The sequence below is a fragment of the Flavobacterium sp. genome (assembly GCF_041911335.1).
Lineage (GTDB): Bacteria > Bacteroidota > Bacteroidia > Flavobacteriales > Flavobacteriaceae > Flavobacterium.
In genome coordinates this window covers 36,253-61,693 of the sequence record NZ_JAYRPD010000045.1, presented here as the reverse complement: position 1 = coordinate 61,693, position 25,441 = coordinate 36,253, and the positions used below count along the sequence as shown (strand labels likewise).

The 25,441-nt window shown below is 32.6% G+C and carries 25 protein-coding genes; 15 read left to right on the top strand and 10 right to left on the bottom strand.

Going from position 1 to position 25,441, the window contains the following annotated elements; genetic code table 11:
* Window positions 1-69: 69 nt before the first annotated feature.
* From rnpA to ACE3PD_RS07240, 4 genes are all read right to left on the bottom strand, one after another.
* Window positions 70-441, bottom strand: coding sequence for a ribonuclease P protein component (rnpA, locus tag ACE3PD_RS07255; protein ID WP_374401003.1), 372 nt, complete (start codon window positions 439-441; stop codon window positions 70-72).
* A gap of 49 nt (window positions 442-490) precedes the next feature.
* Window positions 491-2,368 carry a M1 family metallopeptidase gene (locus ACE3PD_RS07250; RefSeq protein ID WP_374401001.1) on the bottom strand — a complete coding sequence of 626 codons (1,878 nt, stop codon included), beginning with the start codon at window positions 2,366-2,368 and terminating at the stop codon, window positions 491-493.
* Between the two features lie 75 nt (window positions 2,369-2,443).
* Complete coding sequence (locus ACE3PD_RS07245) at window positions 2,444-4,039, bottom strand: S8 family peptidase (RefSeq protein ID WP_374400999.1); 1,596 nt, start codon at window positions 4,037-4,039, stop codon at window positions 2,444-2,446.
* A 74-nt stretch (window positions 4,040-4,113) separates the two neighbouring features.
* A complete protein-coding gene (locus ACE3PD_RS07240) occupies window positions 4,114-4,974 on the bottom strand; it encodes an MBL fold metallo-hydrolase (protein WP_374400997.1) in 861 nt (286 codons plus the stop codon).
* A gap of 145 nt (window positions 4,975-5,119) precedes the next feature.
* On the opposite strand from ACE3PD_RS07240, the gene ACE3PD_RS07235 reads away from it, so the two are divergent.
* From ACE3PD_RS07235 to sufD, 5 genes are all read left to right on the top strand, one after another.
* Complete coding sequence (locus ACE3PD_RS07235) at window positions 5,120-5,449, top strand: HesB/IscA family protein (protein WP_374400995.1); 330 nt, start codon at window positions 5,120-5,122, stop codon at window positions 5,447-5,449.
* Window positions 5,450-5,459: 10 nt separating this feature from the next.
* Window positions 5,460-6,908 (top strand): Fe-S cluster assembly protein SufB, encoded by a 1,449-nt coding sequence (gene sufB, locus ACE3PD_RS07230; RefSeq protein ID WP_374400993.1) that lies wholly within the window; start codon window positions 5,460-5,462, stop codon window positions 6,906-6,908.
* Between the two features lie 11 nt (window positions 6,909-6,919).
* Window positions 6,920-7,546 (top strand): hypothetical protein, encoded by a 627-nt coding sequence (locus ACE3PD_RS07225; RefSeq protein WP_374400991.1) that lies wholly within the window; start codon window positions 6,920-6,922, stop codon window positions 7,544-7,546.
* Between the two features lie 27 nt (window positions 7,547-7,573).
* A complete protein-coding gene (gene sufC / locus ACE3PD_RS07220) occupies window positions 7,574-8,323 on the top strand; it encodes a Fe-S cluster assembly ATPase SufC (protein WP_374400989.1) in 750 nt (249 codons plus the stop codon).
* Between the two features lie 67 nt (window positions 8,324-8,390).
* Window positions 8,391-9,707, top strand: a complete 1,317-nt coding sequence (sufD, locus tag ACE3PD_RS07215; RefSeq protein ID WP_374400987.1) for a Fe-S cluster assembly protein SufD — start codon at window positions 8,391-8,393, stop codon at window positions 9,705-9,707.
* A gap of 53 nt (window positions 9,708-9,760) precedes the next feature.
* Here the strand turns inward: sufD and ACE3PD_RS07210 are convergent, their stop codons facing one another.
* Window positions 9,761-10,192: a type II toxin-antitoxin system death-on-curing family toxin gene (locus ACE3PD_RS07210; protein WP_374400985.1), complete on the bottom strand. Its 432-nt coding sequence runs from the start codon at window positions 10,190-10,192 to the stop codon at window positions 9,761-9,763.
* A gap of 2 nt (window positions 10,193-10,194) precedes the next feature.
* Entirely contained in the window at window positions 10,195-11,208 is a 1,014-nt protein-coding gene (locus ACE3PD_RS07205) for a DNA-binding protein (RefSeq protein ID WP_374400982.1), read from the bottom strand.
* 241 nt (window positions 11,209-11,449) lie between these two features.
* On the opposite strand from ACE3PD_RS07205, the gene ACE3PD_RS07200 reads away from it, so the two are divergent.
* From ACE3PD_RS07200 to ACE3PD_RS07165, 8 genes are all read left to right on the top strand, one after another.
* Window positions 11,450-12,451, top strand: coding sequence for a DUF2157 domain-containing protein (locus ACE3PD_RS07200; RefSeq protein ID WP_374400980.1), 1,002 nt, complete (start codon window positions 11,450-11,452; stop codon window positions 12,449-12,451).
* Window positions 12,423-13,592: a hypothetical protein gene (locus ACE3PD_RS07195; protein WP_374400978.1), complete on the top strand. Its 1,170-nt coding sequence runs from the start codon at window positions 12,423-12,425 to the stop codon at window positions 13,590-13,592. The genes ACE3PD_RS07200 and ACE3PD_RS07195 overlap by 29 nt, the downstream gene beginning before the upstream one ends.
* 71 nt (window positions 13,593-13,663) lie before the next feature.
* Complete coding sequence (locus ACE3PD_RS07190; protein WP_374401095.1) at window positions 13,664-14,878, top strand: aminotransferase class V-fold PLP-dependent enzyme; 1,215 nt, start codon at window positions 13,664-13,666, stop codon at window positions 14,876-14,878.
* A gap of 11 nt (window positions 14,879-14,889) precedes the next feature.
* The gene (locus ACE3PD_RS07185; protein WP_374400977.1) at window positions 14,890-15,639 is read left to right on the top strand and encodes an META domain-containing protein; all 750 of its coding nucleotides are present in this window, start codon (window positions 14,890-14,892) and stop codon (window positions 15,637-15,639) included.
* 2 nt (window positions 15,640-15,641) lie between these two features.
* Window positions 15,642-16,061 (top strand): SufE family protein, encoded by a 420-nt coding sequence (locus ACE3PD_RS07180; RefSeq protein WP_374400975.1) that lies wholly within the window; start codon window positions 15,642-15,644, stop codon window positions 16,059-16,061.
* Window positions 16,062-16,134: 73 nt separating this feature from the next.
* A complete protein-coding gene (locus ACE3PD_RS07175) occupies window positions 16,135-16,551 on the top strand; it encodes a GxxExxY protein (protein ID WP_374400973.1) in 417 nt (138 codons plus the stop codon).
* A 34-nt stretch (window positions 16,552-16,585) separates the two neighbouring features.
* On the top strand, window positions 16,586-16,909 hold the full coding sequence (locus ACE3PD_RS07170) for an SUF system Fe-S cluster assembly protein (RefSeq protein WP_374400971.1): 324 nt from the start codon (window positions 16,586-16,588) through the stop codon (window positions 16,907-16,909).
* 64 nt (window positions 16,910-16,973) lie between these two features.
* Window positions 16,974-17,477 (top strand): DUF2480 family protein, encoded by a 504-nt coding sequence (locus ACE3PD_RS07165; RefSeq protein WP_374400969.1) that lies wholly within the window; start codon window positions 16,974-16,976, stop codon window positions 17,475-17,477.
* Window positions 17,478-17,502: 25 nt separating this feature from the next.
* On the opposite strand, the gene hflX is transcribed toward ACE3PD_RS07165, so the two are convergent.
* From hflX to ACE3PD_RS07145, 4 genes are all read right to left on the bottom strand, one after another.
* The gene (gene hflX, locus ACE3PD_RS07160) at window positions 17,503-18,726 is read right to left on the bottom strand and encodes a GTPase HflX (RefSeq protein ID WP_374400967.1); all 1,224 of its coding nucleotides are present in this window, start codon (window positions 18,724-18,726) and stop codon (window positions 17,503-17,505) included.
* Between the two features lie 89 nt (window positions 18,727-18,815).
* Window positions 18,816-19,286 (bottom strand): lipocalin family protein, encoded by a 471-nt coding sequence (locus ACE3PD_RS07155; protein WP_374400966.1) that lies wholly within the window; start codon window positions 19,284-19,286, stop codon window positions 18,816-18,818.
* Between the two features lie 10 nt (window positions 19,287-19,296).
* The gene (locus ACE3PD_RS07150) at window positions 19,297-20,631 is read right to left on the bottom strand and encodes a DUF5689 domain-containing protein (RefSeq protein ID WP_374400964.1); all 1,335 of its coding nucleotides are present in this window, start codon (window positions 20,629-20,631) and stop codon (window positions 19,297-19,299) included.
* Between the two features lie 11 nt (window positions 20,632-20,642).
* Complete coding sequence (locus ACE3PD_RS07145; RefSeq protein WP_374400962.1) at window positions 20,643-23,528, bottom strand: carboxypeptidase-like regulatory domain-containing protein; 2,886 nt, start codon at window positions 23,526-23,528, stop codon at window positions 20,643-20,645.
* Window positions 23,529-23,667: 139 nt separating this feature from the next.
* Here ACE3PD_RS07145 and ACE3PD_RS07140 point away from each other — a divergent pair, with 139 nt between their 5' ends.
* Both ACE3PD_RS07140 and ACE3PD_RS07135 read left to right on the top strand, forming a co-directional pair.
* On the top strand, window positions 23,668-24,786 hold the full coding sequence (locus ACE3PD_RS07140; protein WP_374400960.1) for an endonuclease/exonuclease/phosphatase family protein: 1,119 nt from the start codon (window positions 23,668-23,670) through the stop codon (window positions 24,784-24,786).
* Window positions 24,787-24,880: 94 nt separating this feature from the next.
* Window positions 24,881-25,417 carry a 3-hydroxyanthranilate 3,4-dioxygenase gene (locus tag ACE3PD_RS07135; RefSeq protein ID WP_374400958.1) on the top strand — a complete coding sequence of 179 codons (537 nt, stop codon included), beginning with the start codon at window positions 24,881-24,883 and terminating at the stop codon, window positions 25,415-25,417.
* Window positions 25,418-25,441: the final 24 nt, after the last annotated feature.

Sequence of the window (25,441 nt, the reverse complement as noted above, 5' to 3'; positions counted from 1 at the left end):
TGAAGTCTTGAATTATACCAGTTTACGAAAGTAAAGAATCTTGAGCAAAAATTAAACCAAAAGTGCAATTTACTTCTGCCTTTCGTTGAATTTTTGAAAAAGTTGGATGGTTTTCTCTTCAATTTCTTGATAAGAAATTCGCTCTTTGCTCTGATAAAAAAACATAAAAGCATGTGGCTTTTCTAAATGATCAATCAAAAGATGCTTGTTTAAACGATAGGTTTCACGCAATACTCGTTTGAAATAATTGCGATCTACTGCTTTTTTGAAGTATTTTTTAGAAACAGAAACTCCCATTTTAATCAGTTCCGCATTAGGTTCTGTGTTTTCAACATAAACCAAACGCAACGGATATTTCGAAACTGATTTTCCTTCTGAGAATAAAAGGTCAATCGTAGTTTTGCTTTTTAATTTTTCGTGTTTGGGATAAGTGAATTTCATGAAGCAAAGGTATAAAAAAAGCCGACTATCAAAAGCCGGCTTATAATTTCTATTTTTTTACAAAAACATTGTCTTGTTTGTTTACATCTGCCATTAAGTTTTCAGGATCTATAGTGATAGATTTAATTTTATCTTTTGGTTTTGCAATTTCAAAAGTAAAAGTTGGATATGCCCAATCCCATCCTTTTAACACATTTCCTTTAATTCCTGCATATGGATTTGGTTTTTCCCAACGCATTAAGGTATTTGGAATGTAGAAAAATTCTTTGGTTCCATCGGTATATTCTACCATCACATCTAAAGGCATTGGCATTCTTCCTTTTCTTTCAAAAACCACTTTTGTATTGGCTGCATTGGCATCGGAAACTTCTTTGATGCTGTAATCAATCGTATTTGTAGTTTGTGCCCACTCGTTTAAATACCAATCTAAATTAGCACCTGAAACTTTTTCAGCCACGCGTTTGATGTCGTTTGGAGTTGGGTGCGTGAATTTATATTCGTTGTAGTAACGTTTGATGGTTTTGTTGAGGTTTTCTTGACCTATGACATAACCCAATTGCGCCAAAAACACTTCTCCTTTGCTATAAGCTGAAATTCCGTATGCCATGTTGATGTCATAACGGTCAGCATGAGTAGAAAGTGGTTGCTCTTTGCCTGATTTTGCTAAATAAATGTAATTGTTGTATGCATCTTCATGTGGAACTTCAGGTTTTTTAGGAGGCAAAATTTTGTTCATCGCTAAGTTAGAAATGTATGATGTAAATCCTTCATCCATCCAGCAATGTTTGGATTCATTAGTTGCTAAAACAAATTGAAACCAAGAATGTGCCATTTCGTGAGCGGTTACACCTACTAAACTTCCAAAAGCTCTATTTCCTGTTATTAAAGTACACATTCCATATTCCATTCCACCATCGCCACCTTGAATTACAGAGTATTGCTTGTATGGATAAGGGCCAACGTTTTCATTGAAAAACGCTAATAATTCTGCTGTTTTAGGTTGTAATTTTTTCCAGTTTTCAATAATGTCTTTCTTGTTTTTGTACAAGAAATGTAATTCCACATTATTTGGACCTAAAATCATGTCATGAATAAACTCATTGTCTGCTCCCCAAGCAAAATCATGCACATTTGGCGCGTAAAAATGCCAAGTTAAGTTTTTAGTTTTCTTTGGATAAACCACATTTACACCTGCATCTTGATAACCGTGACCGATTTCGTTTTTGTTTTGTAAATATCCTGTTCCACCAATGGTGTAGTTTTTATCAATCGTGATTTTCACATCAAAATTACCCCAAACACCGTGAAATTCTCTAGCAATGTAAGGGTTAGCGTGCCATCCTTCGAAATCATATTCGCATAATTTTGGATACCATTGTGTCATCGATAAAGCAACGCCTTCTTCAGACAATCTTCCAGAGCGACGAATTTGTAATGGCACTTGTCCATCAAAATCTAAGGAAAGCGTAGTTTTTTGTTTTGGTAAAATAGGTTTTGCTAGTGTTACTTCTAAAATAGTTCCTACTACTTTTGTAGCCGCAGTTAAGCCATCTTGTTTGAAATTAGCGATGTTTAAATATCCAATTTCATTTGGCTTTAGGGTGCTAATTTTACTTTCTTTTACATCTTTTCCTTCTTTTTTGAATGTTTTTACCATTCGCTTATCCGGATCGGAAATCGATTGAAGTCGCGCATCCATTTCGCTTCCAGGTTGAAAGGCGTTGTTGTATAAATGATAGAAAACTTTGTGTAAGGTGTCAGGTGAATTATTTGTGTACACAATTTCCTGTTTTCCTTTGTATTGGAATTTTTTCACATCCATATTCACCTCCATTTTATAGTCAACATGTTGTTGCCAATACCCTGGATTTGGATTGTTTTGTGCGAAACCAATACAAGAAGTAAGTAAAAGAAGTAATTTTTTCATAATCAATTTTTAAAAGAAAAACCTACAAGAATTTGACAACCTGTAGGTTTTGGTTTTACTTAAATAGTGAAATTTTTATTTTTTTGACATTTTTTCAGCCAAAAGTAAAGCGTTGTAAGCGTTTACAATTCTACCTGATTTTGAAGCGTCAGCAAAATTAGCTTTGTGTTTGTCTTCTCCAATTATCACTTGATTTTTTAAAGGTGTTCCACTTTCCATGATAATTTGTTTTACTTGAACCGCAGTTAAGTTTGGATAGTAAGAACGAATTAATGTTGCCACACCAGCCACGTTTGGAGACGCCATTGAAGTTCCTTGTAAATATTCGTAAGTATTTAATGGAGTAGTAGCATAAATTTTATCTCCAGGAGCAAAAATATCTACGTTGTTTTTTCCATAGTTTGAAAAACTAGCCACCATTTTACTTCCGTAAGCTGGAGAAAGTGCACCAATAATCAATACATTTTTAGCATATTCTGGGCTTCCATCGTAAGTATCGTTTGGATATTTGTTTGTAACATCTAAATCATACGATTCGTTACCAGCAGCAATAACCACTAAAACATCTTTAGATTCCGCGTATTTGATAGCATCGATAACCCATTCTTTGTTTTGAGAAAAATATTTTCCAAAAGATCCGTTGATTACTTTTGCACCATTATCTACTGCATAACGAATTCCTAAAGCGATATCTTTATCATATTCATCACCATTTGGAACAGCTCTAACTGCCATAATTTGAGCGTTATTTGTAACACCATCACCACCTTTATTGTTGCCTCTAACTTGAGCTACAATTCCAGCAACGTGTGTTCCGTGTTTTGCTTCTTTTGGCTCTGGACCCACTACGTTATTGTTTCCGTATTTAGTGTCTTTTATATCGTTTGGATTATCACCAACAATTGAACGACCATCATATTCTACATTTAAATTATAGTTCATTTGACCATAAACGTAGTCTTTAAACTCTTCAATCTGAGCGTCAAATTCTGCTTTTGGAGTTGAAGATAAAATTTGTGTAAACATTGCTTTAGCTTGAGCCAAAGATGTTTCAGTTGCTGGAATTGCTTTAACCTCTTCTAACGTAAAATTACTTTTCTTGAAGTAAGTAGCTAGTTGTTTTTCAGCATTTACAATAAAATCTAATTGCTGTTTTTGAGGGGTTAACCCTTTTAATTCTTCTTCTAATTTAGCTTTCGCTTTATCATAATCTGGAGTTCCAGGACCTTTTTTAACGATACGTGTCATTTCTAATTGTTCGTGAACAGCATTTCCTAAGAAATTCCATCCGTGCATATCATCAATGTAACCGTTTTTGTCATCGTCAATTCCGTTTCCAGCAATTTCTTTTGGATTGGTCCAAATTACCGCTTTTAAATCTTCGTGGTTGATATCTACACCCGAATCTACGATTCCAACGATAACTTTTTGTCCTTTTTTGCCTTTTAATAATTCAGTGTAAGCTTTATCAACACTCATTCCAGGAAGCGTGTCTTTAACTAAATCAAGATGACTCCATCTTTTTAAGTCATTTTCAGCAACAGGAGTTGTTTTTAAAGGTAAATTATCAATATTTTCAACCGGAGTTGAAACCATTTTTTGAGGGCCACAACTTGCTAATGTAAACGCAAAAGCCAAACTTAAATAAAGCGGTCTAAAAATTCTCTTCATGTTTTCAATTAATTAATTTTCAGTTATTGGACTGAAGTGATTTGTATTTGTTACAATAATATTTCTTTTTAACATTATTTTAGAATGTCTTCACATTTGAAAACTTCTTTCAAACGCACCCCTTTTTCGGTTCGCTCTACCGTAATAATTTCATTGTGTGCATCGTGTTCTAAAAATAAATAATAGTTATTATCTGCTGCTGCGTTCATGAACTTTGTCTTTTCGTCTAATGTCAACAAAGGTCTAGTGTCATAACCCATCACATACGGAATTGGAATATGCCCTGCGGTTGCTAATAAATCTGCACAAAAAACAATGGTTTTTCCGTTGTAGTTGATGTGCGGTAACATTTGTTTTTCGGTATGACCATCAGCGTAAAAGATGTCAAAACCTAATTCACTTGAAAACCCAAAATCACTATCAGGTCTATTAATAAAATGCAATTGTCCACTTTCTTGCATTGGAAATAAATTCTCGTGTAAGAAAGAGGCTTTTTCACGAGCATTCGGCTCTGTTGCCCATTTCCAGTGATTTTCATTTGTCCAAAATTTGGCATTTTTAAATGCGACTTCGTAACCGGTTTTATCTTTGTTCCAATTGACACTTCCACCACAATGGTCAAAATGCAAATGCGTCATGAAAACATCGGTAATATCATCGCGATGAAAACCAGCATTTTTCAACGATTTATCTAGAGAATGGTCGCCCCAAAGCGAATAATAACCAAAGAATTTTTCCGATTGTTTGTTTCCCATTCCGGTATCAATTAAAGTTAATCGGTTTCCGTCTTCAATTAACAAGCATCTAGCTGCGATATCAATAAGATTATTTTCATCGGCTGGATTGGTTTTATTCCAAATGGTTTTGGGTACCACACCAAACATAGCACCACCGTCTAATTTAAAATTTCCAGCTTCAATAGGATGTAATTTCATAGTTCAAACAATTTTCAGCCAAATTACAAAAAATACTATAAACAGAAACTATGAATCTATAAGTTATAAAAATGTTAGCAATTCTTGTAAAAAGCAATTTATGGCTTATCTTTGCAGTTAATTTAGACAAAATCAAAATAAGAAAATGATTAAAGTATCAGATACAGCAAGTAAAAAAATCATCGCTATGATGCAAGAAGATGGTTTTGATGCAGCCAAAGATTACGTGCGAGTAGGCGTAAAAAGTGGTGGTTGCTCGGGTTTGTCTTATGATTTAAAATTTGACAAAGAAATAGGAGAAAACGATAAAATATTTGAAGATAATAATGTAAGAATCGCTGTTGAAAAGAAGAGTTTTCTTTACTTGGCGGGAACTGTATTAGAGTTTTCAGGTGGTTTGAACGGAAAAGGATTTGTTTTTAACAATCCAAATGCACAAAGAACTTGTGGATGTGGAGAGAGTTTCTCTCTATAAATCAAAACATATGAGTAAATACACAGAAGACGACTTAAAAGTCGAATTAGAAAATAAAGAATACGAATACGGATTTTATACCGAATTAGACTCTGAAACGTTTCCTATTGGGTTAAATGAAGATATTGTTCGTGCTATTTCCAAGAAAAAAGAAGAGCCAGAATGGATGACCGAATGGCGTTTGGAAGCTTTTCGTGCTTGGCAAGAAATGGAAGAACCAGAATGGGCCAACGTACATTACGAAAAACCCGATTTTCAAGCAATTTCGTATTATTCGGCACCCAAAAAAGCGGATCCGAATAAAAAATTAGAAGATGTTGATCCTGAACTTTTGGCGATGTACAAAAAGTTAGGAATTTCGGTTGACGAACAGAAGAAAATGAATAACGTAGCGATTGATATCGTGGTAGATTCGGTTTCTGTGGCAACGACTTTCAAGAAAACATTGGCTGAAAAAGGAATTATTTTCATGAGTATTTCCGAAGCTATCAAAGAACATCCAGAATTAGTTAGAAAATACATTGGCACAGTTGTTCCAATGAAAGATAATTTTTATGCAGCTTTAAATTCGGCAGTTTTTTCAGATGGAAGTTTCTGTTACATTCCAAAAGGCGTTCGTTGTCCAATGGAATTATCAACGTATTTCCGCATCAATCAAGGAGGAACTGGTCAGTTTGAAAGAACATTGTTGGTTGCTGATGAAGAGAGTTACGTGTCTTATTTAGAAGGATGTACCGCTCCAAGTCGTGATGAAAATCAATTACACGCTGCCGTTGTAGAATTAATTGCAATGGACGGAGCCGAAATCAAATATTCAACCGTTCAAAACTGGTATCCAGGAAATAAAGAAGGAAAAGGCGGGGTTTATAACTTTGTAACTAAAAGAGGTTTGTGCGAGAAAAACGCAAAAATTTCTTGGACCCAAGTAGAAACAGGTTCAGCCGTAACTTGGAAATATCCATCATGTGTATTAAAAGGCGATAATTCAATCGGAGAGTTTTATTCGATTGCGGTTACTAATAATTTCCAACAAGCGGATACAGGAACGAAAATGATTCATTTGGGAAAAAACACCAAATCGACCATTATTTCTAAAGGAATTTCAGCAGGAAAATCACAAAACAGTTATAGAGGATTAGTGCAAATAGGAGCAAGAGCAGAAAATGCTCGTAACTTCTCACAATGTGATTCGCTTTTAATGGGAAATAATTGTGGCGCACACACTTTTCCATATATCGAAAGTAAAAATTCTTCGGCAAAAATTGAACATGAAGCTACGACTTCAAAAATTGGAGAAGACCAAGTGTTCTATTGCAACCAACGCGGAATCCCAACCGAAAAAGCCATCGCTTTAATCGTAAACGGATTCAGCAAAGAAGTATTGAACAAATTACCAATGGAATTTGCTGTGGAAGCGCAAAAATTATTGGAAATTTCGTTAGAAGGAAGTGTTGGATAAATTATTGAAATATGGAGAAGTTTTACAGTAGGTTAAACGAACTAAATTCAAAGATTGACAAAGTATTACATATAATTACTGGCGATTTTAATACAAATTTTACAGAGCAATTCACAGATAATCATTATAAAAAATTAAAAAACGCCTTATCTGATGTTCATAATGTTTTAACTTTAAAGCTGACTTTTAAGTTTATAGAACTCCTTAAAGAATTTGGTTTAGATGAAAGTGAAATAGAAATAGAAAAGAAGAAGATTGATAGTATAAGTCCAAATTCAAAAGGATTTGATGTTAAAATTGATGAACCAATAAAAATTTTAGCTGAAATTAAATGTATAATTCCAGATAAGAAAAACAGATTCAATGCTGCTCAAAGAAAAAATCTTTTTTTAGATGCTGTTAAACTTCGATATAAAAATTTAGGATTTGATAGTAGTGAGTATTTAAAATTTTTGGTAATTCAAGATAATGGAGTTGAAACGGATGAGGCAATCATTTCTTTTTTAAACTATAAACCAACAAAATTAAATTCAGAGAGACAAAATAGAAAAATAATCCTTGAAGATTTAATATATTTAAAAGACTTTGGAAACATAAAAGAATTAGAAAAATCAAAAATTTACATAATTAAAATTTAATAAGATAAATTCTTAAACCTTAAACAAATGCTTAAGATAAAAAACTTACACGCTTCGGTAGAAGACAAAGAAATATTAAAAGGAATCAACCTTGAAATTAAAGCAGGAGAAGTACATGCGATTATGGGACCAAACGGTGCCGGAAAATCAACCTTATCTTCTATCATTGCTGGAAACGAAAATTACGAAGTAACTGAAGGTGAAATCTTTTTAGACGGAGAAGAAATTTCAGAATTAGCACCAGAAGAAAGAGCGCATAAAGGTGTTTTCTTATCGTTCCAATATCCAGTGGAAATTCCAGGAGTTTCGGTAACAAATTTCATCAAAACAGCTATCAACGAAAAGCGTAAAGCGAATGGTGAAGAAGAAATGCCAGCGAATGAAATGTTGAAGAAAATCCGTGAGAAATCAGAATTGTTAGAAATGGATAGAAAATTCTTATCGCGTTCTCTAAACGAAGGTTTTTCAGGTGGTGAAAAGAAACGTAACGAAATTTTCCAAATGGCTATGCTAGAGCCAAAAATCGCTATTTTAGATGAAACGGATTCAGGTTTAGATATCGATGCGTTACGAATTGTAGCTAACGGAGTAAACAAATTGAAAAACGAAAACAACGCGGTATTAGTAATTACGCACTACCAACGTTTGTTAGACTATATCGTTCCAGATTTCGTACACGTTTTAATGGACGGAAAAATCGTAAAAACGGGTGGAGCAGATTTAGCTTTAGAGCTTGAAGAAAAAGGATACGATTGGATAAAGAATGAATTGAACTAGAGTTTACAGTCTCAGTCACAGTTATCAGAACACTGCGACTGAACACTGCGACTGAACACTAAATACAATGGAATTAAAAGATAAAATGATAGCTTCCTTCATGGCCTTTGAAGAAAAAATCAAAGACAATGAAGATTTGCACGAAGTTCGAAATCACGCCATAAAAAATTTCGAAAACAAAGGTTTTCCTACTAAAAAAGAGGAAGCTTGGAAATACACGTCGTTAAATGCCATTTTAAAAAATGACTTTTCGGTTTTCCCAAAGAAGGATAACGCCATCGAATTTAAAGATGTAAAAAAGTATTTCTTACACGAAATTGACACCTATAAAGTAGTTTTCATTGACGGAATTTTTAGTTCGTTTTTGTCTTCTACTACACATGATGGTTTAGATGTTTGTTTGATGGCTTCGGCATTGTCAAAACCTAAATATAAAATGGTAATCGATACCTATTTTAATCAAATTGCGAGCAAAGAAGAGAGTTTAACTTCTCTAAATACGGCTTTTTCATTGGAAGGCGCTTACATCAATATTCCAAAAAGTAAAGTAGTAGATAAACCAATCGAAATCATCTATTTCTCAACCGGAAATGAAGCGGCTTTGATGGTACAACCTCGAAACTTAATCATCGTTGGAGAAAACGCTCACGTGCAAATCGTAGAACGTCATCAAAGTTTGAATAGTAATCCGGTTTTAACGAATTCGGTTACCGAAATTTTCGCTCAAAAACGCGCGATTGTTGACTATTACAAAGTTCAAAACGATGTACAAACTGCGAATTTGATTGACAATACCTATATTGCCCAAAAACAAGAGAGTAGAGTAGCCGTACACACATTTTCGTTTGGTGGAAACATCACGAGAAACAATTTGAATTTTTATCATCAAGGCGAGCGAATTGATTCTACTTTGAAAGGCATTACCATAATTGGTGATAAACAACACGTAGATCATTATACTTTGGTACAACACGCAACGCCAAATTGCGAAAGTCACCAAAACTATAAAACGATTTTACATGACAGCTCAACTGGAGTTTTCAATGGAAAAATTTTCGTAGAAAAAGAAGCGCAAAAAACCGATGCATTCCAACAAAATAACAATATTTTAATTGGCGATAAAGCGACTATCAACGCAAAACCACAATTGGAAATCTTTGCCGATGATGTAAAATGTTCACACGGTTGTACGATTGGACAATTAGACGAAAGTGCGATGTTCTACATGCAACAACGTGGAATTCCGAAAAAAGAAGCGAAAGCTTTGTTGATGTATGCCTTTACCAGCGAAGTAACAAGTAGTATCAAAATACCAGAATTAAAAGCTAAAATTGGTAGAATTATCGCTGATAAATTAGGCGTAAATATGGGATTTGATTTGTAGTTTAGTCATTACGAGGAACAATGACATTTAAAAACCGCCTTTTGGGCGGTTTTCTACATTTTTGAGTAAATGATTTTTAATTTAAGAGATTCGCTGAAGTCTTCCTGATATAACAACGATGTAATTATCTCGTGTAAAAGTTCTTTATCTATGCGGTTATCCGCAACATCAACTGTTATATTTTCCATTTGTTCTATAAATCTTGGTATGATAAATGAACAATTGTTTATCTCAAGAAAATAGGCAGATAAAGCAATCGATGCTCTTTTGTTTCCATCGTTGAAGCAATGATTTTTATTTATCGAAAAAAACAAATGTGTTAATTTATCTTCTATATTAGGATAATATAAATCGTTTTTAATATGTTCGATTGAACTTTCAAGTAAACCATTATTTATTATTCCTAAAATCCCACCCGAATTAATAATAATTTGATCATGGACAAATATCGCATACTCTGTACTAAAATAATTAAAAACAGTCATGATTATCTGTCTTTTAGTCTTTTAAATATATCCAATAGTTGTTCGTCTTCCACAACCCTATCAATTAGATTTTTACTTTTCTCTCCTAAAAAACGATTGTATTCTTCACGGTTTAAAGAATTAATATATGGTTTTAGTCTTTCGTGTATGATATTTCTTAAGCCGTAATCTCTGCAGGCCATTTTAGTTCTAACGTCTTCTAATTGAGGTATCCAAAAGCGATTATTAGAAAAATTTTTAATTAATACATCTAATTCTTTGGGTGTGAGTTTTCTGCCTTTTTTTTCGAATTCTTTTTTCATTTCATCAGCAATTCCAATTTCAAAAGATGCAATTAGTTTTAACACTTCCGAGTACATTGTATCTCTTGGATTTTCTTTTTCTTCAAGTTGTAGAATTTGTATGTACTCTTTAGAATTTTCATGAAATATAGCTTCATATATAGCATCTGTATAAGCAGCATATTTGTAGTTGCCCATTTCTAAATATAAATTTAGTGCACTTGTAAACTCTTTACGATAAACAGGTTCTCTCATTATAGCCACCAAGAAATCTTCATCACGTTGATTTATATATTTCGTTGACCCGCCTACTTTTTGATTTAAAGTGTCAATTACTATGTCTAACATTACACTTCTTAAGGCTTTAGCTTTTTCACTCTCGGTTAAAAGCATTCCTAAATTAAGAAATGCTCTAAAATTAAAAACACCTAATTGAGGAGCTTTTGAACCTTCATTAAGCATCCATCCAAATTCTTCTTTAAACTCTTTTAGTGTTTTTCCTTTTAAATTAATGTAACCGTTATGTTTTAATTCTTCTTCATTACTTGATAGATATCTATCAAGAGTTGATATGTCAATTCCATAGAAATCACAAACTTGAGCTTTTGTAAAACGATATTCCCCATTAAAATACATTCCACTTACGCCAATGTATTCTTGAATATTATCTAATGCTACTTTATTATTTAGTATGTTTTGTCGATCAATGGCTGACATAGTTAAATCTTTTTTCATTTGCAAATTTTGTTAATAACTTTTAATGTTTACCTCATAAATAAGGGAAACATATTGGAAAAGCTTGATTTTAAAGGTGTTTAACTATATTAAAAATATTAACAATCGATAAAATTTTAGTGTTTTTAGACTACTTGATTAGTTAATGTTTAAAGTTACAAAAATAAATTTAAAAACTATTTTTTATTAAAATTTATAATATTAATTCAACTTCTTTTATCTTTAATAAAAACTTTACTTCATGGAAAAACCACATTTTTCAGAACTACAACTTCAAAAACTCTATCAAAAGAAATTTCTGAATGATAACCATTTGAAGGAAATCGCAGATTATCAAAAGAAAGGTATTTTTTCCTTGCGAAGCGAACTGCTTTTAATGATTTACGTTTCAATAATCCTTTTTACTTCTGGAATTGGAGTAATTGTCTACAACAACATCGATTCTATCGGACATTTAGCGATTCTCTCGGCTAATTTTATTTTGATGTTGGTTTGCTTTTATTTCAGTTTTAAAAAAGCAAAAGGATATTTCAATGATGAGGTTTTGTTCGAAAATCCGTTGTATGATTATTTGGTTTTAACCGGAAGTTTGTTGGCGTGTATCTTTTTGGGTTACATCAATTTTCAATATCAAATTTTTGATGATTCGTATGCTTATGTTTCTTTAATTTCAGCTATTTTATGTTTCGCTGTTGCGTATTATTTCGATAATCGAATTGTACTTTCTATGGCGATTACGAGTTTGGCGGCTTTTATTGGAATCAGCATAACACCAAAAAGTTTGTTTCAAAACGAAGTCTATTCCAATCTAGAATTAACCTATTCGGGATTGATTTTAGGAATACTTTTGTTGATTTGGATGGAATATTCGTTGAAACATAAAATCAAAGCTCATTTTCATTTTGTGTATGCCACGTTTGCTTTGCATTTGTTGGGCGTTTGTATTTTAGCAGGTTTGGTTTCGGATCATTGGTGGGTTTTCATTCCTGTTTTAATTGGATATGTGTATTATTTCTACCAATTTAGTTATGGTGTGTTGGCAACATCACTTTTCGCTTTTATGTTGTTGTATGGTTATTTCGGAGTGAATATTTTGGGTGGGAGAATCATTTCGTTTATCCATTTTGAATTCATTTACCAATTACTAACTATGATAGCACCATTTTATGTGATAGCGAGTATTTTTCTATTTATTCGATTAGTTAAACAATTTAATGCCAAAAAAAATGCAAGCGTACAATAAATCCGAACTAGAAAACTATTTTTTGGCCGAAGAAGCGAAAAAATTATACCAAAAGAAATTCCTTTCCAAAGAGCAATTGCAAATGATAATTGCGCAATTAGTCCAATTAAAATCGAATCCGAATATTTTCTTTAGAATTGGATTCTTTTTATTGGGAAGTTTCTTGATTTCAACCATTATCAGCGCTTTTGGATTAATTTTATTTCCACTAATTTCGGAGGATTTCGAATTCATTTTCTTCTTTTATACGATTGTGGCTTACATTGGACTCGAAGTTTTAGTTAGAATGAAATTTTTTCGTCACGGATTAGATGATGCTTTCTTGCTCTCTGCTCAATTTTCTTTTTTAATTGGAATTGGAATTCTCACTGAAGCTGTTCTACCCGTGTTAATCGCAATGTTAGTTTTAGGAGTGTTTTTTGCCATTCGATTTATCAATACAATTTCGGCTTTATTGGCATTTATTGGATTGGTTGGGATATTTTTCAATTTAATAGTCGAACATGATGTAATGCCCAAGTTTTATTTGTCATTTGTCGGATTGATTTTAGCTATTTTGGTTTATTTTTTCGTCGTTCACTTGAGTAAAAACCAAAATTTCTATCCGTTTTTTAAAACTTTAGATACCGTAAGAGTTGCGAGTTTGCTTTTAGGTTATTTGTCCATGAATTATTTAGTAGTTCGCGAATTATCTCAATCTTTAATGAACTTAGAAATCACAAATAAATCCGATGTTCCGCTTGCATTTGTTTTTTATGGATTCACGTTTTTAATTCCGTTGCTTTATTTCTTTTTGGGAATCAAATGGAAAGACAAGTTGGTTTTATACACCGGATTTGCCACTTTAGCATTCGGATTTTACTCCATTCGTCATTATTACTATTTCTTCCCAATAGAATACGTTATGGTAATTAGCGGAATTTTACTTTTCGGATTAGCTTATTTGATTATCCAACAGCTAAAAAATAAAACCGAAGGCGTCACGTTTCAACCCGATAGAGATTCCGATGATTCTTTGTTATTCAACGCTCAAGCTATTTTATCTTTAGCAAATGCTACAACACCAGCACCATCTCAAACCAATCCAATGGAATTTGGTGGCGGCGGATTTAGTGGCGGCGGAGCAGGAGAGCAATTTTAATTCGATTTTAACCTTTATTTATTCCAATTATAAACAATCAAATCGTAAATTTGTGCTCAAATTGTATGAAAATGTTTGATGTTCAAAAAGTAAGAGCTGATTTTCCCATTTTATCGCAAAAAGTAAATGGCAAACCCTTGGTGTATTTTGATAACGGAGCTACTTCGCAAAAGCCACAAGTGGTTATTGATGCTATTTCAAAATATTACAGCGAAATCAATGCGAATATACATCGTGGTGTGCATACGTTGAGTCAATTGGCTACCGATGCGTATGAAGTGTCGCGAAACACGATTCAAAATCACTTAAACGCAAAGCATAATCACGAAATCATTTTTACTTCGGGAACGACTTTCGGAATTAACTTGGTGGCGAATGGTTTTGCAAGTTTGTTAAATGCAGGCGATGAGGTAATGGTTTCGGCTTTAGAACATCATAGTAACATTGTGCCGTGGCAATTTTTATGTGAAAAAACAGGAGCGAAGTTGGTCGTAATTCCAATGAATGAAAAAGGAGAATTGATTATTTCAGAATTCGACAAATTACTTTCCGAAAAAACGAAAATCGTAACCGTAAATCATATTTCAAATGCGTTAGGAACGGTTAACCCAATTGAATATATCATCAAAAAAGCACATGGAGTTGGAGCAGCCGTTTTAATCGATGGAGCACAAGCAACTCCACATTTACGTCCAGACGTACAAGCATTAGATTGTGATTTTTACGTGTTTTCAGGACATAAAGTTTGTGGACCAACAGGTGTTGGAATTTTATACGGAAAAGAAGAATGGTTGCGAAAATTGCCACCGTATCAAGGCGGAGGCGAAATGATTGCCGAAGTTACTTTTGAGAAAACAACTTACGCCGATTTACCTCATAAATTTGAAGCAGGAACACCAAATATCGAAGGCGGAATTGTCTTGGGAACCGCTATTGATTATATGAATGCAATTGGTTTTGAAAATATTGCGGCCTACGAACAAGAATTATTAGATTACGGGACCAAAAGATTACAAGAAATTGATGGTTTAACGATTTACGGAACCAGTGAAAATAAAGCTTCGGTAATTTCATTTAACATCGATGGTATTCATCCATATGACATTGGCACAATTATCGATAAGTTAGGTATAGCGGTTAGAACCGGCCATCATTGTGCCCAACCTATTATGAGTTTTTTCAATATTCCAGGTACGATTAGAGCGAGTTTTGCTTTTTACAATACCAAGGAAGAAATTGATATCTTTGTAGAAGCGGTTAAAAAAGCGCAAATGATGTTATCTTAAAAAGTAAAATTATGAAAATTATGCTTACTATTTTCTTGTCTATTTTCCTTTCAAAAGGGTGTGCGCAAGACCAAGAATTATCTGATGTTAAAGTTGTTTATGGCGCTAATACAAGAGGTTATCACAGAATGATAACAATTGAAAATGGGACATTCTCGTTAGTTAGTCAAAGAGACGGAAAACCTAGTGTTGTCAATTTAACAGATGCACAATGGAAAAAGTTAGCGGAATTATATAGTAAAATAGATTTAAAAACGTTCAACGATTTAGAAGGTCCAACTATGGAGCGTGCGTATGATGGGAAACCTCATGCTGACATGACAATTGTGGTGAAAGATAAAACCTATACAACTAAAGGATTTGATCATACAATTCCGCCTGCTAAAATTAAAGAATTTGTCGATTACATTAATAAAATTGCTGATGATTCTGTTTTTAAAAATCCAATTTTAGGAAGTTATGTTGTAGAAGAATTAGTTGGAGTTAACGTAGTTGAAAAAAACTATTTTATTAGTTTTGATACTGATAAAATTTCTGGCTTTATGGGTTGTAATATGTATTCAGGAACGTATAAACTGGATGATGAAAACATAACTATTTCACCCTTGATGGCAACAAAGAAATATTGTGAAAATGAAATGAAAAATGAAGATCTTTGGTTCAAAACCGCTTCCAATATTTCTCGTTTTGAAATTGAAAACAAAACAATTTTTCTTTTAGACAACGAAAATAAAGTAGTTTTAAAAGCAACAAAAAAATAAGAATGACAATTAAAGAAATACAAAACGAAATTGTAGACGAGTTTTCTATGTTTGACGACTGGATGCAACGCTACGAATACATCATCGAATTAGGGAAGTCGCTTCCGTTAATTGAGGAACAATACAAAGTAGACGAAAACATCATCAAAGGTTGCCAATCAAAAGTTTGGGTTCACGGCGAAGAACAAGACGGAAAAATCGTTTTTACAGCCGATAGCGATGCGATTCTAACCAAAGGAATTATTGCTATTTTAATCCGAGCGTTTTCTAATCAATCACCAAAGGATATTTTAGATGCTAATACCGATTTTATTGACGAAATTGGATTAAAAGAACATTTATCGCCAACACGTGCAAACGGTTTAGTTTCAATGATAAAACAAATCAAAATGTATGCTTTGGCATTTCAATCGAGACAATAGACTGAAAAAATTAAACATATAAGCCATATAAGTTTTTATAATATGATATACACCTCAAAAATTAATATAAGCCATGAAAAATGTGACAAAAACTCAGTTAAAGGATTTAGTTTATCAAGTTAACGGAGCAGCAATTGAAGTTCATAAAAGATTAGGACCAGGATTACTTGAAACCGTTTATCATCAGTGTCTGATTAAGGAATTAGAATTACGAAATATAAATTCAATTTCAGAATATAATATTCCAATTAATTACAAAGGATTTGAATTGGAATCAAAACTGAGATGTGATATTTTGGTTGAAGACATTTTAGTAGTTGAATTGAAAGCAGTTGCCGAGATGAATCCTATTTATGAAGCTCAACTTTTAACTTATATGAACTTATTGCAAAAGCCAATAGGATTATTAATTAATTTTAATGTCAAGAACATTTATTACGAAGGACAACAAACATATGTAAACGAAATATATAAGACATTATGGGATTAACTTATATGACTTATATGTTTTAAAAATTAAAAAAATGGAAGAATTTTACGATACAATTAACTTAGGCGAAAACGTAGTCAAAGTTTTAAAAGGAATTTTTGATCCAGAAATTCCAGTAGATATTTACGAATTAGGTTTAATCTACGACGTGATGATTAACGAAGATAACGATGTAAAAATCTTAATGACTTTAACATCACCTAATTGTCCAGTAGCGGAAACGTTACCTCAAGAAGTGGAAGAAAAAGTAAAATCTATCGACGAAGTGAAATCATGCGAAGTAGAGATTACATTTGATCCGCCTTGGAGCAAAGACTTAATGAGCGAAGAAGCAAAATTAGAATTAGGAATGTTGTAAAATATGTTTAATGTTTCAAGTTTCAGGTTGCTCAACTTGAAACTTGAAACTTGAAACTTTTCAAATGGACGAAATTGTAAACAAAGTAGCGCAAAGTTCCTTGATGGTATTCGATTTAGAAGATTACTATCCAGATAATCATGTGGTAGATTTAGATATTTCGCAATGGTTATTAGAAGGATTTATCTTAAAAGAATCTGATTTCCGTAACCAATTAAAAATTAACGATTGGTCTAAATTTGAAGACAAATACGTTGCTTTGTATTGTTCTACCGATGCGATACTTCCAGCTTGGGCTTTTGCTTTAGTCTCGGTTCATTTGGTGCCTCATGCTCTAAAAGTGATTCAAGGAAATAAAGAATTAGCAGTTATCGAATGGTATCAAGATATTTTGAACAAACTCGATTATACTGATTATTTTCAAAAACCAGTAATTTTAAAAGGTTGTTCTAAAAAATCGGTTCCTAACCAAGTGTATACTTTAGCCATTCAAAAATTAATAAAAGTTTCTAAGAGCGTTATGTTTGGCGAAGCTTGTTCGGCCGTTCCACTATATAAATCAAAATAGAAAAGACCTCAATTGAGGTCTTTTTTTATTCGTTTTCAACGGCATCTTTATAATCTGGATATAAAAATTTGTTGTAAGGAAATCTTGTGATGTGAATCTCTCTTACTGCCTCGTATACTTTTTCTCTGAATTCCTCAAAATTTGCCTTTTCAGTAGCTGAAATAAACAACGTGTTTTTATCACCTAATTTGCTCATCCAAGTTCTTTTCCAATCTTCCAAAGTATAATGTTTGGTAGTCTTTTCAACACTTAAATCATTCTCATCAAAATGTTCTGATTTGTATGCGTCGATTTTATTAAAAACCATAATCGTAGGTTTGTCCGCACTTTTAATATCTTGTAAAATTTGGTTTACCGATGCAATATGGTCTTCAAAGTCAGGATGCGAAATATCTACCACATGAAGCAACAAATCAGCTTCTCTTACTTCATCTAAGGTGCTTTTAAACGACTCAACCAATTGCGTTGGTAGTTTTCTTATAAATCCAACGGTATCGCTTAAAAGAAAGGGTAAATTCTTTATTACTGTTTTACGAACCGTGGTATCTAAGGTTGCGAATAATTTATTCTCTACGAAAACATCACTTTTTCCAACCGCATTCATCAAAGTTGATTTTCCAACATTAGTATAACCCACTAAGGCTACACGAACCATGGCACCACGATTACTGCGTTGAGTTGCCATTTGTTTGTCGATTACTTTAATTTTTTCTTTTAGAAAAGAGATTCTATCACGCACAATACGACGGTCGGTTTCAATTTCGGTCTCTCCAGGACCACGCATACCAATACCTCCTTTTTGACGTTCAAGGTGAGTCCACATTCCGGTTAAACGAGGTAGTAAATATTGGCATTGAGCTAATTCTACTTGCGTTCTGGCATACGAAGTTTCGGCACGTTGTGCAAAGATGTCTAAGATAAGATTGGTTCTGTCTAATACTTTACAATCTAATTCTTTTGTTATGTTTTTGGATTGTGAAGGCGTTAATTCATCGTCAAAGATTACAGTTTTGATATCGTTATCTTTGATAAAATATTTGATTTCTTCTAGTTTTCCCGTTCCTACAAATGTTTTCGGATTAGGCTTGTCCATTTTTTGAGAGAAACGTTTGATTACGGTTCCACCAGCGGTATAGGTCAAGAATTCCAATTCGTCAAGATATTCGTTTAGTTTATCTTCACTTTGGTTTTGTGTTACAATTCCAACAATAATTGATTTTTCAAAGTCAATAACTTCTTTCTCTAACATAATCGTTCTTTAAGAATACAAAGGTACGAAATAGCAAGCATAAAAAAAGCTGCCTTAAAAAGACAGCTTTTAGAAAAGATATTTGAATTTTATTCTTTTGAAAAGATATTAAAAACCAATTCACCTGAAGTTTCATCAACATAGGAAATCTCAAGTTTATTATTAGTTAAATTAATAACTGTAAATGTTTGTTCAAATTCAATTTCTTCACCTAAAATAGTTTGCATATAAGACATAAAAATTTTGTCGTTTTCTAAAATATAATCTCCAGAAATATAATCATCTTCACAAGCGTTGTTTATAAAACTATAGTCATGTGCTTCAAATAATGATTCATCAAATGCAAGAAAATCTAGATCACACTCCTCATCACTTGCATAATCTTCATAAACTATAACGTTTACAGAGTTTATGTTTTCTATCGTACCTATTTTCTCAAGATTCCATTTTCCTTTAACTGGATAAAGACTGTTTTTCAATGTTCCTGAATCTTCATCATCACAAGAAATGGTAAATAGAGAAACCGAAAGTATTAAAAAGGCAAAAAATATTTTTTTCATAATGCTTTATTTATTGTCCAAATGCTTTAAAATCATCTACTTGAAAAGCCCCGTCTAAAGTTGTGTTAGTTCCAGAACCTGTAAATTTGAATGCTACGTGAATAGTTCCTGAATAAGAAGATAAATCAACATTAGAACCTAAAAATGCATACCAAGCTGTTGAAGTTGTAGGAATATTTGCAGGAACAGCAACCCAAGTAGCAGCCAAGACATTTGTACCATCAAAATTGGTTGAAACTAAAACTTCTAAACCATTGTTTGGAGAGTCTACATCTAAATGATGTTGTGCAATTTTAAATTGAACACTTTTATTAGTATATCCTGTGAAGTCTAAAGCAGGGGAAATTAACCAAGCTTTATTAAGTGCCTGACCACCAAAAGCGCTAAATTCTGCATATCCATTCCCACTAAATATTTTTTCTCTCCACAACCAAGTTCCTGCTTCTGCAAAATTTGTCCAACCTGCTGTGTTTAGATTTGTATTATTTGTTGAAGTTTGAAAATCTTCAGTATAAATGGATTGAGTTCTAGAACCTTCTAATATTATATCTCTTTCATATCTTGCAGAAAATTGATAATCGTCACCGTATTTTGTTAATACACCTCTAACTTTTCCATTTCCGGTTGCAACAGGTTTTCCAGCAAATTTAGCATAGCTGCTAGTTCTAAATATCATTGTATTCCCACTAGCATCTTCTAATAAATGATTTGTAGCTCCACCTAAATCATTTGTCTCATCATAGTAGGTGGTTGTAATTGCTGCATCACTAAATTGAACATTATCAATTTCTACCAATTTATTTAAAAATGCATCATTTTGAAGTTCAGATAAAGTAGTTTCGATAACTAAATCGTCTTCGTTAACCACAGTACATGATCTTTCTAAAGCAGAAAGGTAAAGTGCGTTTGACATTCTTCCTACTTCAACACTTCCATCTGAAGGGTCTAAATAAATATCACCAATTCTCATTCCGCCATCTTTAATATCAGTATAAAGATTTTGCATTTTTATCATTACTTTTCTTCCTGGCTCAAAATTAATAAAAGTAGAAGTAACATCTACAGGAACACTAAATGCTCTAGAGCCATCTAATGTTTGAAAAGAAATCGATTTAAAAAAGTTACCTTCTTCATCACTTGTCGTAACATATGCTTCAATCACTTCATCATCAGTGTATTGAGCAATTGTTGCCGAAGCAGGAATTTGTGATACTTCTTTTGTTTTTACTAAAGTTGTTTCTGTACAGCCAAGTGCAGGAACATTATAATCATCATCATTAACACAACTAACAAATGAAGTTGCTAAAAAAGTATAAAATAAAGATTTTAATATTAGATTTTTCATAGTTTTATTTTTTAGAAATTAATATAAAAGTTAACAAAATAGGTTCTACCATAACCATAAAAATATTTTGGAGCAAAAGCAGGTGTTCCACTTGAAACATCTTGATTTAACTCTCGGTAATTTGCATTTCGTGCTTGTTCAAAACCACCTGTTTTATAGGTAACATCTAACACGTTATTTATACTTGCAAAAAAGCCAAATATATTGCGATTTTTCTTGCTTATTTTCCAAGATTTTCCGCCTGTTAAATTTAACAAATAAAAATCTTCAAATTTTTCTTGTTTTAATAATTCTCTTGTTCTAGATTCTGTAGCTTCAGGAAAGTTAAACCCGCTAACATCTTGTGGGTTTTTAACAAAATTATCTGTCCTTAATAATGGAGCTACATCTAAATACGAACCTCCAATAAAGTTATAGTTTGCACCAATCCACCAAAAATGAGGATCACGATATTCAAGTCCAATAGAAGCAGCTTGCTGTGGTGAACCAGGTAATTTGTAGTTTTTTAAATATGCTTTTCCAAAATCTACAACTGGATATTGATTTGTTGGAGTTGCAGCACCATCATTTGCTAGTGAAACATTAGGATTATTGCTATAAATATATTGAGATAATGATCCAGCAAATGATGCTTTTATAGTTGAAGTTATATTGTATTCTAAACCTAATTCAACACCTATGTTTTGTTTGTCAATTCCAGTAACCATTTCATTTACAAAAGCATCAGTGTCTAAACCACCCCCAAGGTCATCAAATGTCCCTTCTGCAAAAAAGAAACTCACTTCTGTGGCATCTTTAATTTGTGAATAAAAACCTGTGATTTTTCCTTTTAACTTTGGTGTTTTTAAAATATAACTTGCGTCGAGACTAGCAATTGTTTCGTTTTTTAAATCAATAGTTACATTGTTATTTAACCTTGCATTCGGAAAAGTATTTCTTAATGATGGTGCTTTTGACATATATAATCCGTTGAAATCAACATAATTTCTTCCATTTAATTTTAAAGTTAAACCACCTTTAAAACCAAAATTTTCAAAATTTTCTCTACTACTTTTCCCATAAGAATTATTTAAATATAATCCATTTCTATAAACTCCTTCTCTTTGATATGTTGAACTTGAAAAAGACTGCGCCAGATAAAAATCAATTGTTGAATAACTAAATTTAAATTGTGTAAATGCATCAATAACATTAGCATTTAGAATATAATTATATCCATATTTATCTCCAACAACTACATTTCTATTTGGATTATTTAAATCAGATTGAGATGCATCTCCTGTATAAAAATTATCATAATCTGAAAAATAGGCACCGCCTAATAAATCTAAAACATTTTGGAAATTATGCGATTTTAATTGTCTGAAATTTACTGCAGCGTTCAAAACAATATTTTCCGAAAGAACTGAGTTTAAGATTGAATTTGCACTAAATTGTTTGTCATCTGTTCTGTCTTCATAAAGAACATATTTACTTCTTTCTGCTTTTCTGCCGATTTCAATTCCATTTTCATCTAAAATAGCACTAGTGTTTGCTCTATACATATTATCCCAATCGATTTGCTGATTTAAGAAAAAAGGAGCATTTGCAGCGCCAATGTAATCAGGTGTGTGTAATCCACCTAATCCACCAGGTAAGTAAGCGTTAGGATTATTTGCGTTTACAATAGCTTGGTCATTTTCAAATAGCGAAGTATAATAACTTGGTAAATTTCTGTAATAAGTAGGGTCCGGGTTTGGAACATTTTGAAAATCAATTCTTGTGTTTCCAATAGAACCTGTTTGATAAGCAATATTTGTATTTAAAGTTGTGTTCTCAGATATTTTCCAAAAATGAGATAACATTACAATTGGTTCTTCAACATCTTTATCTCTAGAATTGCGTTTTTTTCCATTTTGCCAACCCCAATAAGAATTATATTTAAAGCCCATTAAATTAGTTACTTCTTGAGTATTTGGTGAATTTTTCCCTCTACTGTTTTGTGCATATATTGATGTTAAATTTAAACTGTGTTTGTCGTTAAATTTTTTCTCAATACTTGCAAATAATGAATTTGCTGCATAATCAGTTCCTTCAAAATAACCTTCTTCAGCCCATCTTCTTGATGCAGAAATAACATAAGCCCATCCGTCTTTGTTCAAACCTGAAGCTTGGGTGCCCATCATTCTCCAGCTATAGTTGGTGTTAGTACCCGACATAGAAATTCTTGTTCCAGGACGGTAAAAAGAAGCTCTTGTATTAATTTCTTGAGTTCCTAAAGCACTACCAAATGTGTAATCAGATGGAGCAGAACCCATTGTAAATTCTTGATTTCTTGTTGCATCATTTAAACCACCCCAGTTACTCCATTGTGGTCTTCCATCATATAACTTATTCATAGACAAACCATTAATCATGGTAACTCCATATTCATTATCTAGACCTCTAATTCTAAAACGTGCTAAACCCCAGTTAAATGCTGCAGCTTGTTGATACGTGTCTCTAGTTGCTTGTAAAAGCCCAGAAGTACTTTCTGATCCACTGTTATCGTCACCTAAGTCGTTCTCTGTAATGGTTACTAAACTTAATTGTTGCTCAGAAGTAATATCTTCTTCTAATACAACTACACCTAAATCTAATGGTTCCCCATTGTTTGGTTCTAACACGAATGTCTGTTGATTGTATCCTGTAGATTTAACTACTAATACTTGTTCTCCAGCAGGAAGTGATTGAAATACAAAATTTCCATCAAAATCAGTCAAAGCAGATTGGTTCGTACTTTGAATGGTTGCAACAACATTTTGTAATGGTTTTTGACTTTTAGCATCGATAACCTTACCTTTTAAGGCTGGATTTTGCTGTGCAAAAACAAAAACAGCTTGCAGCACTAATAACGTGCTCAATACAAGTTTTTTCATAAAGAATATTAAAATTAATACTAATTTAATGTTAAGTAGTTACAAACTTAACAGCCTACAAATGTATAACTTTTAATAATATTATTTACCTTTGGCACCCAATTTGTAATAAACTTGATATTAATATAACATTTGATTTATGAAAATTAAACACCTTTTGGCTGTTTTTGCTGTGATTTTGTCTGTAAATAGCGCTGTTTCACAGGATAAAAAATTTAAAGTGCATACCGTAGCATTTTACAATTTTGAGAATTTATTTGATACAATTAATGATCCAGATACTTATGATGAAGAGTATACTCCTGTAAATGGTTGGACAAAAAAGAATTATCAAAAGAAATTAGATAACTTAAGTCGTGTTCTTATCGAATTAGGTACAAGCGAAAGTCAAAAAAATTCTCCAGTAATTATTGGCGCTTGTGAAATTGAAAACAGAAGAGTGCTAGAAGACTTAGTTAAGCATCCTACTTTAATTAATAAAGGATATAAAGTAGTCCATTTTGATTCTCCAGACAAACGTGGAATTGATGTTGGATTTTTATATCAGGAAAAATATTTTCAACCTACAAGTTATATAAATATTCCATTATATGTTTACGAAACCGAAACGGAATCTGATAAAAAAAGAACCAAAGAAGAAGAAAAAGAGGTTGAGGAAAATGTAAACTACGATAAAAAAACAAAACGTATTTATACTCGTGACCAACTTTTAGTAACAGGTTTATTAGATGGTGAAGAAATTAACGTAATTGTTAACCACTGGCCATCACGTTCTGGTGGAGAGAAAAAAAGTAGCCCATACAGAGAAGCTGCTGGAAGATTGAATAGAAAAATTATGGATTCTATCATCAAAATCAATCCAAAAGCTAAGTTTATTACTATGGGAGATTTAAATGACGGAGCGTACAATAAAAGTGTAAAACAAGGTATTGGTGCTAAACTAAAAAAATCAGAATTAAAAGAACCAAGAGATGTTTATAACCCGTTTGAGCAAATGGCAAAAGACGGACATGCTTCATTGTTTTATAGAGATTCAGGTGATATTTTCGACCAAATCATGGTAAGTCAGCAATTAATTCCAGCTGATAATAACGATTATGGTTCATTCAAATATTGGAAAGCAGGTATTTATAACAAGCCTTTCTTAATTCAAAAAACAGGACAATACAAAGGATATCCACTGAGAAATCAAAATGGAGTTCCAGGATTTTCAGATCACTTCCCGGTTTATATTTATCTAGTGAAAGAAGTGAAGTAATTTCAGTCTTAATAATTTAATAAGGTTAGTTTGCAATAAAATGCGGCTAACCTTTTTTCTTTTTAGTAACTTTACGTTTTTAAATTCAAAAAAGATGGCAATAAGAAAACCGTTTAATTTGCAAAAGTGGATTGAAGATAATAAAGCCTTGTTAAAACCACCTGTAAGTAATAAGAATTTATACATAGATTCAGAAGATTACATTGTAATGATTGTGGGTGGACCCAATGCCCGAAAGGACTATCATTACAATGAAACCGAAGAACTATTTTATCAATTAGAAGGCGAAATTACCGTCTTTATTCAGGAAGATGGTGAAAAGAAAGCCATGAAATTAGGGCCAGGTGACATGTATTTGCATCCTGCCAAAGTACCGCATTCGCCAGCAAGGACAGAAGGTTCAGTAGGTTTGGTAATCGAAAGAAAGCGCGCGGGAAAAGGATTTAACGATGGTTTGCTGTGGTTTTGCGACAATTGCAATCACAAATTACACGAAGTCTATTTCGAATTACACGACATTGAAAAAGACTTTTTGCCTCATTTCAGTACGTTCTACAATTCGGAAGAAAAAAGAACATGTAAAAAATGTGGAACTGTAATGGAAACGAATTCTAAGTTTACAAAAAAGTAACACAAAGTTTCACAAAGGTTTTCA